This is a genomic window from Bacillus sp. AFS001701, from assembly GCF_002559405.1.
Classification (GTDB): Bacteria; Bacillota; Bacilli; order Bacillales; family Bacillaceae_G; genus Gottfriedia.
In genome coordinates, this window is record NZ_NTZO01000067.1 from 1 (window position 1) to 16,027 (window position 16,027).

Here is a 16,027-nt window from a genome sequence, read left to right on the forward strand (position 1 = left end):
AATACATACTATTTTGAAATAAATAAACTTTTTACAAAAAATTTTATTTTTTAAGTAAATTTTTTAAATTGACAGTAAGCGCTTACTATAATATATTGAATTTGGGAGCGGTACCAAAGCATTTTTTTAATCTCGTGGGAGCGATACCACAAGGAGGAATCTTATGAGTAAAATTAAAGAAAGATTAGCTTATATTTATGAAAACAAAGACATTGATCAACTTTATAGTGCAATCGTAAAACGCATTGAAGAAGCTAAAATAAACATTACAAAAAAAAGAAAACAAAATTGGGATGAATCAGATATAGTTTTAATTACTTACGGTGATCAGTTCCAAGAAGTGGGAATTCCAACATTAGAAACTTTTAAAAAGATGTTTGATGAGCATTTAGCAGATAAATTTGAACTTGTTCATATTTTACCTTTTTATCCTTACACTTCTGATGATGGTTTTTCAGTAGTTGACTATAAGAAAGTAAATCCTGAGTTAGGGGATTGGTCACATGTTGAAAGTTTATCGAAATCAGCAAGAATCATGTTTGATTATGTATGTAACCACATCTCAAGTAAGAGCGAATGGTTCCAAGGATACTTAAACGGTGATCCTAAATATCAAGATTATTTCATTGATATGGATCCTTCAGTTGATCTAAGCTCTGTAACTAGACCAAGAGCACTTCCATTGCTATCAAAATTTAAATTAGCAAATGGTGAAGAGAAGTATATTTGGACAACCTTTAGTGACGATCAAATTGATTTAAACTTTAGCAATCCACAAGTTTTATTAGATATGATTGATGTTTTACTTTTCTACCTTGAACAAGGTGCGGAATATGTGAGACTGGATGCAGTAGGCTATATGTGGAAAGAAGTTGGTACTTCTTGTATCCATCTTGAAAAAACACATGAAATCGTGAAATTATTCCGAGATTTATTAGATGAGGCAGCAAAAGGTACAGTAATGATAACTGAAACAAATGTACCTCATTTAGATAATATTTCTTACTTCGGAAATGGTCATGATGAGGCACAGATGGTTTATCAATTTCCACTTCCGCCATTAGTTTTATATTCACTTCATAAAGGAAATGGAAGTGTATTAACAAATTGGGCAAAAAATCTAGAAGGTTCTGGAGAAGATACAACATTCTTCAACTTCTTAGCATCACATGATGGAATTGGGTTAAATCCGATTCGTGGAATCATTTCAGAAGATGAAATTTTATCATTAGTAGATGAGTTAAAGGAAGAAGGAGCATTAGTAAATTATAAGAAGAATTCAGATGGTACTGAAAGTCCATATGAAATAAATGTAACTTATTTAGATGCTTTAAATAAACAATCTACCAGTGATGATTTAAGAGTAAAAAGATTCTTGTTAGCGCATTCAATCTTATTAACATTCCAAGGCGTACCGGCTATTTACATCCAAAGTATGTTAGGTTCTAGAAATGATTATGCGGGTGTTGAAAAAACGGGAATGAATCGCTCAATTAATCGTCAAAAGTATGCACTTGATACGATTGAAAAGGAATTAATGGAAGAAGGTTCATTAAGAAATAAAGTTTTCACAGAACTTACAAAAATTATCCAAGTACGTAAAGAAGAAAAACTATTTAATCCTGACGTAAAAATGGAAGTACTTGAAGTAAATGAAAATGTATTTGCGATCAAACGTGTTAATGAAGAGGATAGTGTGGTAATTCTTCATAACCTATCAAATGAGCAAGTGAACTGCGATTTAAACGGAAAATTTATGAATATTATTACGGGAATTGTAGAAGAATTTAATGACAACATTACTTTAAATCCATATGAATTCCTTTGGTTAAAACCTTTAAAATAGGAGGCAGAACAATGAAAAAAGTATTAAGTATGTTCTTAGTTTTAATGTTAGCTGTTGGATTAACAGCGTGTGGTGGGAAAAAAGAGAATGGTAAAGTAACAATTGAATTTATGCATTCTTCTGTTGAACAAGAAAGATTAGCAGTCATTACAGATTTAATTTCAAAATTTGAAAAAGAAAATCCAAATATTAAAGTAAAGCAAGTTCCAGTTGAGGAAGATGCTTATAATACGAAGGTTGTAACATTAGCAAGCTCTGGTAAACTTCCAGCAGTAATTGAAGTTGGACAAGACTATGCAAAAGTGATGGACAAGGACGAATTAATTGATAAAGATGCAGTTAAATCAATCATCTCTAAAGTTGGAGAAGATAAGTATTATGAAGGTGCGTTAAAGCTTTTAAAAACTGAGGACGGCAAAAATTATACAGGTGTTCCTATTAGTGGTTGGGTACAAGGTATTTGGTATAACAAGCAAATGCTTGCGGACAAAGGTTTCGCAGAACCTAAAAACTGGGATGATGTTTTAAAGATTGCTAAGGCGTTTACAAATAGTGGAAGCAAAAAATACGGTATTGCAATTCCTACTGTTGAAGGTGGTTTTTCTGAGCAAGCCTTCTCACAATTCGCTTTATCAAACAATGCAAATATGTTCAATAGCAAAGGTGATCTAACATTAAATACACCTGAAATGAAAGAAGCTTTAAACTACTATAAAGAATTATCAAAATATACAATGCCAGGTTCAAATGATGTTACTGAAGTAAAAGATGCTTTCATGAATGGATCTGCTCCTATGGCAGTTTATTCAACTTATATTCTTCCAGCAGTGTATGAAGAAGGTAAAACGAACAATATTGGATTTGTTATTCCAACTGAAAAAACAAAAGCAGTTTATGGAACAGTATCTGCTTACACGATTTCTTCTGGTTTAGATGATGATCAAAAAGCTGCAGCTAAAAAATTAGTAGAGTTTATTGCAAAACCTGAAAATAATACGAAGTTAGTATTAATGTCTCCAGGTGGATCTCAACCAGTAAATAAAGATGTAACAGAAAGCAAAGAATATAAAGAAAATAAAGTTGTAAATTCATTTGGTGAGCTTTCAACTGAAATCGCAAGCGCGTTTGATAACATTCAAGTATTTGGTCTTGTTGATAACAAGAACTTCTTAAAAATGGGTGATGTTACAAGTTCAGGTGCAGTTGCTAAGTTAATTAATGATGTTACTGTAGGTGGAAAAAGCGTGGATTCTGCTATTAAAGAAGCAGAAGAAAAATTAAAAGGTGTATTAAAATAATTAATTTTAATTCAATATACCTAGTAATTGTAATTTGATTTCTAAATTAGTGAAAGTTGTTTATGAAGTACGAACGCTTGAAAAGCAAGCTAAGTTGCTTTTTAAACAACTTTTCTTTTATCACCAATCTAACCAGATAGGGAATAGATTGTTTTTTAGGAGGTAGACATGAAACCGATTGCCAAAAAAAGATCTGATATAAAATTAGCGATGATACTTCTTTTACCAAGTATGTTGTTACTACTATTATTAGTTGCATATCCGATGTTATCAAATATTAAAATAAGCTTTTTCGATCAACCGATTAATCCTAGATTAGCAGCTAAGTTTGTTGGTTTATCTCATTATACTGATGTTATAAAAGATATTGAGTTTTATAAATCTTTAGGTATTACCATTTTATATACCGTTTTAACAGTAGTTGGTAGTACAGTACTTGGGCTTGCTGTAGCGCTGTTCTTTAATCGCCCATTTAAGTTTCGTAAAACTGCTCGTTCATTAATTATCTTATCTTATGTAACACCATCAATCTCATTAGTTTTTGCTTGGAAATATATGTTTAATAATTCTTACGGGATTATCAATTACTTAGGTAAGGATGTTTTCCATCTAGTTAAAAGTGCACCATTATGGTTTGATAATCCAGTTAGTAGTTTTATAGTAGTAGTTGTTTTTGCAATTTGGAAGTATTTCCCTTACGCCTTTATCTCGTTTTTAGCAATTTTGCAAACGATTGATAAATCATTATACGAAGCTGCTGATATCGATGGCGCTTCACTTTGGCAAAAGTTTAAAGTTGTAACTTTACCAGCGATTATGCCGGTATTATTAACGGTTTTAACTTTACGATTTATTTGGATGTTCTACATGTTTACAGATGTTTACTTATTAACAAACAAAGTAAATATTTTAGGTATTTATTTATATGAAACTGCGTTTGCTTTCAATAACTTAGGAAAAGCTTCGTCAATTTCTGTAATCTTATTCATCATATTATTCATTGTAATTATCGTATCAAGAAAGAGGGTGAACTTAAATGGCAGCAAGTAGTAAAAGAAGCAAGATCATTAAGAAAACAAGTTTTTACGTTGTTTTAATCCTTTTATTAGGAATCATGTTATTCCCATTCTTTGTAATGCTAATGACGTCATTAAAAAGTTCAAAAGAAGCAATTGCAACAAATCCGACATTATTACCACACGAATGGACTTTCCAGCATTATATTGATATTTTTAATCCGACAATTTTCCCCTATTTAAACTACTTTAAAAATAGTTTAATTGTCTCTATAATCGCAGCTTCATTATCAGTCGTTCTTGGTATTTTAGGAGCGTACGCTTTATCGAAACTAAAGTTTAAAGGAAGAGTGACGATAAACGCTAGTTTTTACACTGTTTATATGTTTTCAGGGATCTTACTAGTTGTTCCATTATTTAAAATCATTTCTGGTTTCGGTTTATATGATACAAAAATAGCGTTGATTATTACGATGATTGTGCAAACTCTACCAACAGCGATTTTTATGTTAAGAAGTTATTTTGATACTATTCCTGAAGATTTAGAAGAAGCGGCTATGATTGATGGTCTTAGTCGATTAAAAATAATCTTCTATATTATTATTCCTTTGTCAATATCGGGAATCATTTCTGTATTCGTATATGCATTTATGATTGCATGGAATGATTATTTATTTGCATCAATTTTCTTATCGAGTTCGGAAAACTTCACTTTACCGATTGGCTTAAATACATTATTTAGTACTCCGGATTATGTATGGGGTCGTATGATGGCAGCATCTTTAGTCACGGCTTTACCAGTAGTTGTTATGTACGCACTATCTGAACACTTTATCAAAGGAAACCTAACAGAGGGTGGAGTTAAAGGTTAATTCGAAAACAATTTTTTACTGAGAGGATGAAATAAAAATGAAAAAATTAGTAGCAGTTGAACCAAGAGTTGCAGCATTAGTCGAGTATGAAGATCGTACAGTACAACCTAATGAAGTAAAAATTAAAGTCGAATTTGCATCACCAAAACACGGTACTGAAGTAGTGGATTTTAGAGGTCTTAGTCCATTTATTGATGAAGAGTTTAATGAAGAATGGAAAATGTTTATGCCACGTGAAGAAGGAGCTGCTCGTGGAATCGTATTTGGTGAATTTCAATTAGGAAATATGGTTGTAGGTAGCATTTGTGAAATCGGTGATGAAGTGACTGAGTACAAATTAGGAGATCAAGTTTGTACTTATGGTCCAATCATGGAAACTGTAATCGTAAATGCTGTAGATAATTATAAATTACGTAAAATGCCAGAAGGTTCATCATGGAAGAATGCAGTTTATTATGATCCAGCACAATTTGCAATGAGCGGAGTTAGGGATGCAAATGTTAGAGCGGGTGATTATGTAGTAGTTGTAGGATTAGGTGCAATTGGACAAATTGCTATCCAGTTAGCAAAGAAAGCTGGAGCTAGTATTGTAATTGGTGTAGATCCATTACAACATAGATGCGATATCGCGTTAAAAAATGGAGCGGATTATTGCTTCGATCCAATTAACTGCGATTTAGGATATGAAATTAAAAAAATTACTAATAAATTAGGTGCAGATTCAATTATTGAAACAAGTGGTGTATCAAGTTCACTTCAAGCAGCACTAAGAGGAATTGCATACGGTGGAACAATTTCTTATGTAGCTTTTGCTAAACCTTTCCCAGAAGGATTTAATCTTGGTCGTGAAGCACATTTTAACAATGCGAAAATTGTATTTTCAAGAGGAAGTAGTGAACCAAACCCGGATTATCCACGTTGGTCACGTAAACGAATCGAAAATACTTGTTGGGATTTATTAATGAATGGTTATTTAAATTGTGAAGATTTAATTGAACCAGTTGTTTCATTTGAAGAAGTAGCTGAATCGTATATGGAATTTGTTGATCAAAAGCCCGAGCTAAGCATTAAGATGGGTGTTCAATTTAAAAAATAATAAGAATATCAATCATTAAAATCATGGGAGTGTATAACACTCCCTTCTGTTTAGGAGTGGATTTCGTTGAAAATTGGAACACAAAATCAAGCATTTTTTCCAGAAAATATTAAAGAAAAATTTAAATACTTAAAAGAAATTGGTTTTGAAGGATTTGAAATCGATGGCAAGTTTTTAGTTGATCATTTAGAAGAGATTACAGAAGCAATTGCTGAGACTGGCTTACCGGTAACGACAGCTTGTGGTGGTTATTATGGCTGGATTGGTGATTTTATTGAAGAGCGTCGTTTAAAAGGTTTAGCAGATATTGAAGAAATTCTAAAAGCGTTAAAAGAGGTTGGAGGAAAAGGGATCGTTGTACCTGCAGCATGGGGAATGTTTACATTCAGATTACCACCTATGTCTTCTCCAAGAAGCATAGAAGGAGATCGTAAAGCAGTTACTGATTCATTAGTATTTCTAGATAAAGTCGCTGGTGAAACTGGAACGACTATTTACTTAGAACCTTTAAATCGCTATCAAGATCATATGATTAATACTTTAGCTGATGCACGTAAATATATTGAAGATAATCAGTTTAAAAATGTCAAAATCATTGCAGATTTTTATCACATGAATATTGAGGAAGATGGTATTTCTGAGGCACTTCACGCTAATCGTGATCTAGTTGAACATATTCACATCGCAGACAACCACCGTTTCCAACCAGGAAGTGGATCTCTTGATTTTAAAAAGCATTTTAACCAACTTAAGGAAGATGGGTACGAAGGCTTTTTAACATTTGAATGTCGTGTAAGAGGAAATAACTTAGAAGATGAATATATTAAAGCATTTCATCATATAAAAGAAGCTTTAAAGGGTGAAGCATTGTGATTAAAAAGAGAGTAGCTATTATTGGCGGGGGCCAAATGGCTGAAAAAGTTCACGTTGCTTACTATAAAACTAGAGAAGATTTAGAAATAGTTGCCGTAGTCGGTGTAAATGAGGAAGCATTAAAGAGCTTTGCAGAGCGTAATGAGATTCCTACCTATTACACGGATGCTGCTGAAATGTATGCGAATGAAAAACCGGAAATTGTAAGTGTTTGCACTCCGAATAAATTTCATTTTGAAAATGTAATGCAGGCATTAGAAAATAATTGTCATGTTTTTTGTGAAAAACCTCCTGCAATTTTGGCAGAGGATGCAAGAAAAATGCATGAAACAGCTTTAGAAAAAGGGCTTATCCTTGCTTATGATTTTCATCATCGATTTGCTGATGACGTAACGATTATAAAAGAAAAAATAGATCAAGGTTTATTAGGTCAAATTTATTTTGTAAAAGTAAAAGCTTTAAGACGAAATGGTATTCCAGGATGGGGTAGCTTTACTAATAAAGAAATTCAAGGTGGGGGACCTCTAATCGATTTAGGAATTCATATGCTTGATACTGCACTTTTTGTTATGAATTATCCAAAAGTAAAAAAAGTTACAGCAAAAATGTTTCAGAAGATTGGTACTAAGAAAAATGAGGGTGCATTTGGTAAATGGGACCCATCAAAATTTGAAGTAGAAGATTCTTTATTTTCTTATATAGAGTTAGAGAATGGCTGTTTAATTCAGCTTGAAACATCCTTTGCATTAAATATAAAAGAAAAATCAGAAATGAATGTAGAATTATGCGGAGAAGAAGCTGGTGCAACAATGTTCCCAGCTGAAATCTATACGGATGAAAAAGGAGAGCTTGTATCCCTATTAAAGAGAGAAGAGGCTGACCCTGACCGTCATACTAAAAGTATGGCAGCCTTTGTGAATCGTTGCCTAGGACAAAACGTTATGGTAGCAGATGGAGAACAAGGTTATGCTATTCAACGACTTGTTGAAGCGATCTATCAATCAGCTGAAAAAGGTGAGAGTGTATCTTTATGAATGAAGTAAATGTAATGAATGAAAAACAATTTGATTTACAATATATAAATAAATATGCAACAATCATGGCTCTTGGAAATGGGTACTTAGGTTTACGTGCTAGTCATGAGGAATATTATTCTGAACAAACTCGTGGTATGTATGTGGCAGGTATTTATAATAAATTTACACCAAATGATATTACAGAGCTAGTCAATTTACCAGATTTAGTTGGCATAAAAATCGAAATAAATAATGAAATATTTTCTGTTTTAACAGGCGAAGTACTATCTTATGACCGTACTTTAAATTTGCAAAATGGAGAACTAACGAAAGAAGTTATCTGGAAAAACAAAGAAGGTAATCGCTTTTGTTTAAAATTCCAACGCTTCGTTTCAAAAGATAATTTACATTTACTTGCATCTAGAGTTAGTATAGTTAGTTTAGATTGTAGTGCATCAATTAAAATTACGACTGGTATCGATGCGCAAATGTCTAACTTTGGAAAACAGCATCTTTTAGAAGAAAACATAAGAGTTATTGATAAAAAAATAATGCATGCTGTCTATAGAACAACCGAAAGCGATCACTCAATTGCAATGGCAACTTCATGTAAAGTTTCAAGTGAAAGTGATGTTTCTTTTGTGGCTAAAAACAGACAGCTTTTGACGATTATTAAACATGATTTAGTCGTTGATCAGCCGTTTGAATTAGAAAAAATAAGTGCTGTTTATACTTCAAATGACTTGTCTGTAGAAGATCCGGCACTATCAAGTATTCATACTGTTCAAGAAAATCTTGATAATGGTTACGATCGTCTATTAGTAAGCTCATCTATAAAATGGAATGAGTTTTGGAAAAAGAAACGCGTAATCATTTCTTCTAAAGAAGCTATAGATCAAGTAGCATTAGATTTTTCACTTTACCATATTGAAATAATGACACCTGCACATGATGATCGCTTTAGCGTTGGGGCAAAAGGATTAACAGGTGAAGGATACAAAGGTCATGTATTCTGGGATACGGAAATCTTTATTGCACCGTTTCATTTGTTCACTGATCCAGATGTAACAAGAAACTTATTAAGATATCGCTATCTTCATATTAAAGAAGCAAAAGAGAAGGCTACTAAAAATGGCTATTCTGGAGCTTTATTCCCATGGGAAAGTGCATTTTCTGGTATGGAAGAAACGCCAGAATATGCAGCTATTAATATACTAACGGGTAAACGTCAAAAAGTAGCTTCAGCTCTTGCTGAACATCATATTGTTGCTGACATTGCATATTCAGTTATTCAATACTATGAAAATACACTTGATGAGTCTTTTATGGCAAATGAAGGGCTTGAATTACTAAAAGAAACAGCACGTTTTTGGATAAGTCGTACGACAGAAGAAAATCAAGCACTTTCTATTAATGATGTAATCGGACCTGATGAATATACTGAACATATTAATAATAATGCTTACACGAACTATATGGCTTATTATAATGTTCAACAAGCTTTGAGTTTTATGGGAAAATATAATAACATCGATGCTGAAATTATTGAGGGGGGTAAGGATTTTCTAAACCGACTTTACTTGCCAGGACCAAATGCAGAAAATATTATTCCACAAGATGATACATTTTTATCAAAACCAGAAATTGATTTATCAAAATATAAACAAAAACAAGGTAGTCAAGCAATTCTTTTTGACTATTCACGTCAAGAAGTAAATGAGATGCAAATTTTAAAGCAAGCTGACGTAGTTATGCTACTATACCTTTTCCCTAACTTATTTGAAGAGGATGTTGTTAAACAGAATTTGCACTATTATGAGGAGCATACAATTCATGATTCTTCACTTAGTAAAGCCATCCATGCAATTGTTGCTGCAAGATGTGGAGAAAATGAAAATGCTTATCGATTCTTCCAAGAAGCTTGCTTAATCGATCTAGGTCCAAATCCAAAATCATCAGATGAAGGAATACATGCAGCATCTCTAGGTGCGAATTGGTTAGCAACCATATTTGGTTTTGCAAATGTTACGATGGATTCAAATAAGCTAAAAATTAATCCGAACTTACCTAAAAACTGGGACAAACTTTCATTCCCGTTTCATTGGCAAGGTACAAATCTTGAGATTTCAATTACACACGAATCTGTAACAGTAACAAAACAAACTGATACAGAAGTTGCCATCGAAATTAAGGGAGAATTATTTAACTTAACAGATCAAATTATCGCATCACTTTAAGGAGGAGGACAAATGAAAGTAGTAATCTTACCTGATTCCTTTAAAGAAAGCTTGGATGCAATGAATGTAGCAAAAGCCATTCATAAAGGATTTCATTCAGTTTTTCCAACAGCAGAATATCATTTATTACCACTTGCTGATGGAGGGGAAGGTACAGTTCAAGCACTAATTGCTTCAAATGGTGGCGAGATTGAAAGTGTTGAAGTAACTGGCCCTCTGAATGAAACAGTGCAAGCTAAAATAGCATTTTCTAAAGATCATAAAACGGCATTTATCGAAATGGCCGAAGCATGTGGTTTGCATCTCGTACCGCTTGATAAGCGTAACCCATTACAAACTACATCATTTGGTGTTGGTGAGTTGATGATTTATGCGATTGAACGTGGAGCTTCAGAGCTAATAATTGGTGTTGGAGGTAGCTCTACGAATGACGGTGGAATTGGAATGGCTACTGCTCTTGGCTATCAATTCTTTGATGAAAACGGAAAAGAAATCCAAAGCAATGGTGAGGCATTACTAAAAGTAGCTTCAATGACTGATAAAAATAAATCACCGCTTTTAGAAAAAGTAAAAATCACGATAGCGGCAGACGTTGTTAACCCGTTGAATGGTAGAAATGGTGCAACATATATATTTGGTCCCCAAAAAGGTCTAACTGCTAATCAATTACCGACAATGGATGAAGCGATGAAGAATTTCTATTCAATTGCAGAGCAATATATGAACAAATCCGTTTCAGAAGTACCAGGTAGCGGTGCAGGTGGAGGCATGGGCGCAGGTCTTATCTTATTCGCAAATGCTTCAATAAAAAAAGGCATTGAACTTGTTCTTGAACAATTAAATGTTGTGGAAGTATGTAAGGATGCAGACATTGTAATTGTAGGAGAAGGAAGAATGGATGGGCAAACTATTTATGGAAAAGCGCCAGTTGGAGCAGCTGCATGTGCACCATCAAATGCAAAAGTTATTGCGATATGTGGTAGTATCGGTGATGGAATTGAAGAGTTATATAAACACGGAATCGATGCTATTTTTCCAACTATTCCAGCCATCTTACCAATTGAAGATGTAATGAAAAATGCATTTGACAATATAGAAAGAACTGCAAGAAATATTGCTGTTCTTTTAAACTAAGTAAAATAAAATCTTTAGATAAAGATTTATCATTTATGGAGCCAGTCATTTCGGCTCCTTTTTATTTGATCTGAATAAATGCTTGTATAATGATGAATTGAATGATATTTGATGAAGGTATATTTGAATTGGAATAGAAAGTAAAAAGGAGGAAATTTTTTACAAGGGAGATTGATAGAGTGAAGAAAAAATTAATGGCACTCGGAGCAGTTTCTGTTCTAACATTTACTAGTCCTTCAGTAAGTTTTTCGAAAGAAAGAGTTTATTCAGAGGTAACTTCAGCAACCGTAATCCCAGGAGCTCATGATGTAAAAGTTACTGTATTTGATGGTGTAAATGGAAACTGGCTTACTACCAAAAATCCGATCCAATACAGTGCTGCTACTGAGTTTGGAAATCTTGGTCTAGCTCCATATAACTGGGGAAATAAGGATTCCGGGACTGGCTGGTATAAAATGTATAAGCCTGCAGAAATTAAAGGAACTCAAATTAATGGAATGTTCGAAGATTCAAAGTTTGTCATTCGTGTTCCTGAAAACTGGAATGGAAAATTAGTAGTAGCGGGAATTCCAGCGACAAGAAGTGAAACAGCAACCGACTTATTATTTAGTGATTATGTACTCGCAAAAGGATATGCATTCGCAGCTTCAGACAAAGGAACGCAAGGAGAGGTAGATCCATCCGATTCGTTTGCAAAATCTAAAAATGCATTTGCGGATGAAGAAGACAGTGTTGCAGAATGGAATAAACGTTTTCGAGAATTGACGAAGGCAGCTCAAAAATATTTAATAGAGAATCATGCAGAGCAATTAATACATAAAAATGAAAAAGATAATCCAGCAAGTAAGTTAGTGAGTAAGGATCACAAAATTCCAACTTATGCAATGGGCATATCTAATGGAGGATATGTTGTTCGTTACGCACTTGAAAATGATTCGAAAAAGAAAACTGGAGAACCGGCTTTATATGATGGGGGACTTGATTGGGAAGGGGTTTTATGGAGAGCGGATAATCCAAACCTAATCAGTTCACTTACACCGGTAGTAAATAACGCTGAAAAAGCATTATATGGATCAGGAAATGAAAAAGAGAAGGCAATTCAAGAAATGTATAAAGCAGGATTACCAAAGGGATCTGAACAATTATGGAGCTACCATGACCAAGTTTATTGGTTTATTACATTAAATATTTATCGTGATGAGTTTGATCCGAACGCACCTAACCATATCCTATGGCAAAACTACTTGAATTTTATTAATGGCATTAGGGATCGCCAATATGATTCAATTTTTAAAGACTACGATTATAACAAACGTCCGTTATCGGTTAAGAAAAACATAAAAAAAATTCAGAACACTGGTGATATTGATGTACCATTAATCAGTTTAACGGGGTCACTAGATTCACTTATTTTCCCTTCCGTTCACGCCGAACCATATGATCAATTAGTTAAGGAAACAGGGAAAGGAAAATATCATCGTCTTTATACTATAGATAAAGCGAATCATGTAGACAGTCTAGTTTGGAATATAGCAACTGATCAAAAGAAAGAATTACAACCACTACTCCCATATGTATATCAATCATTTGAATTACTAGAAAAATGGGTAGAAAAGAAAGAACAACCACCTAAAAACAAAACGATTCCAATACCAAAAAATCCAACAAAAGTTATTGATTTGAAAACGGCAGAAGAAGTGGAACCATTAACTACAGAGAAAAAGTAAGAGATATAATTGGATCATTAAGAAACAGACTGGCCCTTCTGATATACGGAAAGGCCAGTCTTTATTATTTTATTAATTTAATTATAAAGAAAGGTCAAGGAACAATTTACCTGTAATTCAACTTATTTTTTTAAATTTAGAATCTAGATACAAATTCTCCGCTAATGGCTCCTATAAGTACAATAATCCAAGGTGGTAATTTCATAAATACTAACATACTAAATAAGACCGCTATAATTAGAAAGTCAAAAATCGAAAATACAGAGCTAATCCATATTGGATTACAAAAGGCTGAAATTAAAATCCCAACTACTGCTGAGTTTACACCTAATAAAGCTCTCCTTAATGTTGAATTACGGCGCATTCTAGACCAAAATGGGAGAGTACCTAAAATAAGTAGGAATGCAGGTAGAAATATGGCAATTGTTGCAATTAAACCTCCACGCCAGCCCATCATTATAGTGCCTAAATAGGCCGCAAACGTAAATAATGGTCCAGGTACAGCCTGAGTGATACCATATCCAGCCAAAAAAGTTTCTTTGTTTAGCCATCCAGTAGGAACAAACTCACGTTCAAGTAAAGGGAGAACCACATGACCTCCACCAAATACGATCGATCCTGCTCTGTAAAAACTATCAAATATAGAAATCCATTTTGACGAAGTAAGTGAACTAATTAAGGGTAGTAAAACTAATAATATAAAAAATATGGACAAACAAATGATCGAAAACTTTTTTGATATATTCGTAATTAATGTAGTTTTTTCATTATTTTCATTATCCTGATATAGGAAATAGCCTACGATTGAGGAAATTAAAATGACAGCAATTTGAGTGAATGTCGTTTGCCATATTAGTGTTGCAGTCATTGCAAACAAAGCAAGAGCTTTTCTTTTTAAATCAGGCGTCAAGTTCTTTACCATACCTAAAATGGCTTGTGCAACAATTGCTACCGCAACCAGTTTTAATCCATGAATCCAACCGGAATTTTTTATATCCAAATCTTGTAGTAATAATGCAAATAATATAAGTGCAATGACTGATGGTAATGTAAATCCTATAAATGAGACAATGCCACCTAACACCCCTGCACGTATTAAGCCAATACCAATGCCAACTTGGCTGCTTGCTGGTCCAGGTAAAAATTGTGACAAAGCGACTAAGTCAGCATAGTTTTGATCGTCAATCCACTGTTTCCTTTTTACATATTCTTCACGAAAATAACCTAAATGAGCGATCGGTCCTCCAAAAGAAGTTAAGCCTAGTTTAGTAGAAACAATAAGTATTTCTAGCAAAAGATATAACTTACTTTTTTTATGATTAGGATTCATATTCCCTCCAACAACTGATACATAGAAATAGTATAGTTTGAATCAAAAACTAAACCAATCTCTTTTGGTGGGAATTTACAAAAGATTAACAATCAAAGCTATTTTAGAAAATTTAATATCTGTTAAACTTTAAATAAGCTGATTAAAGCAAGGAGGAAAATAGGATGGAGAGAATCGATATTCAGGGATATATAGAAAGTAATCCAATACTAGAAAAACTGGTGAACTTTGAGGAATACCTTTGGTTGAACCCAAATTTAGAGACGTTTCAAAAAGCAATTAAAAAATCACCACTTACTCAAGATGATGTAAACGACGCAGGTGAAAGATTAAAAAGGTTTGCCCCATATATATCAAAGGTTTTTCCAGAAACAAAAGATACAAAAGGGATTATTGAGTCTCCTTTAGTACAAATTCCTTCTATGAAACAATCGTTAGAGAAAAACTTCCAACAAACTATATTAGGAGAATTATTTTTAAAATGTGATAGTCATTTACCAATATCAGGGTCAATTAAAGCCAGAGGTGGCATTTATGAAATATTAAAGCATGCCGAAAGCCTAGCTATAAAGCATCAGCTATTAACGATTGAAGATGATTACTCAAAAATAGATAGTGATATTTTTAGAGATTTTTTCTCAAACTACTCAATTGCTGTAGGGTCCACAGGTAATTTAGGTATGAGCATTGGAATTATTAGTGCAAAGTTAGGTTTTAAAGTAACCGTACATATGTCTGCGGATGCAAAGCAATGGAAAAAGGACTTACTTAGAAGTAAAAACGTAAATGTTATTGAGTACGAAGCGGATTACAGTAAGGCAGTAGAAGAAGGGCGAATTCAAGCAGAAGCAGATCCTAATTGTTATTTTGTAGACGATGAAAATTCAAATGATTTATTTTTAGGATATGCAGTAGCAGCTTCACGTTTAAAAAAGCAATTTGAAGAATTGAACATTACAATTGATGAAAATCATCCATTATTTGTTTATTTACCTTGCGGAGTTGGAGGAGGACCTGGTGGTGTCGCATTTGGTCTGAAACTCTTATTTAAAGATAATGTTCATTTCTTTTTTGCCGAGCCAACTCATTCTCCTTGTATGCTGATCGGGTTAATGACAGGACTTCACGATCAAGTTTCTGTACAAGATTTTGGCATTGATAATAAAACGGATGCAGATGGTCTAGCTGTAGGACGACCATCTGGCTTTGTAGGAAAAATCATCGAACCTTTTTTAAGCGGTAGCTACACAATAAGTGATGAAAAACTATACACCATGTTAAAAGAGTTAGTTGATACTGAGGATCTTTATTTAGAACCGTCAGCACTAGCCGGTATGATTGGTCCAATTAAATTATTTAAAGAAGGAAAAAATTATTTGCAAAAAAATAATTTAATGAAAAAAATGGAAAATAGTACCCATGTCATTTGGGCTACAGGTGGTAGTATGGTCCCAGAAAAAATGATGAAAGAGTACTATCAAAAAGGGTCTCTTTTTAAATAAAATAGATAGTGTAAAATTTTACTAATATTCTAAAAATGAAAAAATTCTTTTAATGCAGAATAATTTGACATATATTTGTA

12 protein-coding genes are annotated in these 16,027 nt (G+C 33.3%); 11 read left to right on the forward strand and 1 reads right to left on the reverse strand.

Features of this window, described 5'->3' with window-relative positions; genetic code table 11:
- Positions 1–163 precede the first annotated feature (163 nt).
- The 10 genes from CN514_RS05805 (at position 164) to CN514_RS05850 (ending at position 13,115) form a co-directional block, all read left to right on the forward strand.
- Positions 164–1,846, forward strand: a complete 1,683-nt coding sequence (locus tag CN514_RS05805) for an alpha-amylase family glycosyl hydrolase (protein WP_098231783.1) — start codon at positions 164–166, stop codon at positions 1,844–1,846.
- Between the two features lie 11 nt (positions 1,847–1,857).
- Entirely contained in the window at positions 1,858–3,144 is a 1,287-nt protein-coding gene (locus CN514_RS05810; protein WP_098231784.1) for an ABC transporter substrate-binding protein, read from the forward strand.
- A 168-nt stretch (positions 3,145–3,312) separates the two neighbouring features.
- The gene (locus CN514_RS05815) at positions 3,313–4,194 is read left to right on the forward strand and encodes a carbohydrate ABC transporter permease (RefSeq protein WP_098231785.1); all 882 of its coding nucleotides are present in this window, start codon (positions 3,313–3,315) and stop codon (positions 4,192–4,194) included.
- Positions 4,181–5,032: a carbohydrate ABC transporter permease gene (locus CN514_RS05820; RefSeq protein ID WP_098231786.1), complete on the forward strand. Its 852-nt coding sequence runs from the start codon at positions 4,181–4,183 to the stop codon at positions 5,030–5,032. Before CN514_RS05815 ends, CN514_RS05820 begins: the two co-directional genes overlap by 14 nt.
- 37 nt (positions 5,033–5,069) lie before the next feature.
- Positions 5,070–6,128 carry a zinc-dependent alcohol dehydrogenase gene (locus CN514_RS05825; RefSeq protein ID WP_088014298.1) on the forward strand — a complete coding sequence of 353 codons (1,059 nt, stop codon included), beginning with the start codon at positions 5,070–5,072 and terminating at the stop codon, positions 6,126–6,128.
- Positions 6,129–6,194: 66 nt separating this feature from the next.
- Positions 6,195–7,001, forward strand: a complete 807-nt coding sequence (locus CN514_RS05830) for a sugar phosphate isomerase/epimerase family protein (protein ID WP_098231787.1) — start codon at positions 6,195–6,197, stop codon at positions 6,999–7,001.
- Complete coding sequence (locus CN514_RS05835; RefSeq protein ID WP_098231793.1) at positions 7,001–8,035, forward strand: Gfo/Idh/MocA family protein; 1,035 nt, start codon at positions 7,001–7,003, stop codon at positions 8,033–8,035. The genes CN514_RS05830 and CN514_RS05835 overlap by 1 nt, the downstream gene beginning before the upstream one ends.
- Positions 8,032–10,254 carry a glycoside hydrolase family 65 protein gene (locus CN514_RS05840; RefSeq protein ID WP_098231788.1) on the forward strand — a complete coding sequence of 741 codons (2,223 nt, stop codon included), beginning with the start codon at positions 8,032–8,034 and terminating at the stop codon, positions 10,252–10,254. Before CN514_RS05835 ends, CN514_RS05840 begins: the two co-directional genes overlap by 4 nt.
- A 12-nt stretch (positions 10,255–10,266) precedes the next feature.
- Positions 10,267–11,388: a glycerate kinase gene (locus tag CN514_RS05845; RefSeq protein WP_098231789.1), complete on the forward strand. Its 1,122-nt coding sequence runs from the start codon at positions 10,267–10,269 to the stop codon at positions 11,386–11,388.
- 179 nt (positions 11,389–11,567) lie between these two features.
- On the forward strand, positions 11,568–13,115 hold the full coding sequence (locus CN514_RS05850; protein WP_098231790.1) for an alpha/beta hydrolase domain-containing protein: 1,548 nt from the start codon (positions 11,568–11,570) through the stop codon (positions 13,113–13,115).
- Positions 13,116–13,251: 136 nt separating this feature from the next.
- Here the strand turns inward: CN514_RS05850 and CN514_RS05855 are convergent, their stop codons facing one another.
- Positions 13,252–14,445: a chromate transporter gene (locus CN514_RS05855; protein ID WP_098231791.1), complete on the reverse strand. Its 1,194-nt coding sequence runs from the start codon at positions 14,443–14,445 to the stop codon at positions 13,252–13,254.
- A 164-nt stretch (positions 14,446–14,609) separates the two neighbouring features.
- Here CN514_RS05855 and CN514_RS05860 point away from each other — a divergent pair, with 164 nt between their 5' ends.
- Complete coding sequence (locus CN514_RS05860; protein ID WP_098231792.1) at positions 14,610–15,947, forward strand: D-serine ammonia-lyase; 1,338 nt, start codon at positions 14,610–14,612, stop codon at positions 15,945–15,947.
- Positions 15,948–16,027: the final 80 nt, after the last annotated feature.

Bases quoted from the DNA above. Each gene is read 5' to 3' on its own strand.
- CN514_RS05805 (WP_098231783.1), top strand. From the start codon at position 164: ATGAGTAAAATTAAAGAAAGATTAGCTTATATTTATGAAAACAAAGAC.
- CN514_RS05810 (WP_098231784.1), top strand. From the start codon at position 1,858: ATGAAAAAAGTATTAAGTATGTTCTTAGTTTTAATGTTAGCTGTTGGA.
- CN514_RS05815 (WP_098231785.1), top strand. From the start codon at position 3,313: ATGAAACCGATTGCCAAAAAAAGATCTGATATAAAATTAGCGATGATA.
- CN514_RS05820 (WP_098231786.1), top strand. From the start codon at position 4,181: ATGGCAGCAAGTAGTAAAAGAAGCAAGATCATTAAGAAAACAAGTTTT.
- CN514_RS05825 (WP_088014298.1), top strand. From the start codon at position 5,070: ATGAAAAAATTAGTAGCAGTTGAACCAAGAGTTGCAGCATTAGTCGAG.
- CN514_RS05840 (WP_098231788.1), top strand. From the start codon at position 8,032: ATGAATGAAGTAAATGTAATGAATGAAAAACAATTTGATTTACAATAT.
- CN514_RS05845 (WP_098231789.1), top strand. From the start codon at position 10,267: ATGAAAGTAGTAATCTTACCTGATTCCTTTAAAGAAAGCTTGGATGCA.
- CN514_RS05855 (WP_098231791.1), bottom strand. From the start codon at position 14,445: ATGAATCCTAATCATAAAAAAAGTAAGTTATATCTTTTGCTAGAAATA.
- CN514_RS05860 (WP_098231792.1), top strand. From the start codon at position 14,610: ATGGAGAGAATCGATATTCAGGGATATATAGAAAGTAATCCAATACTA.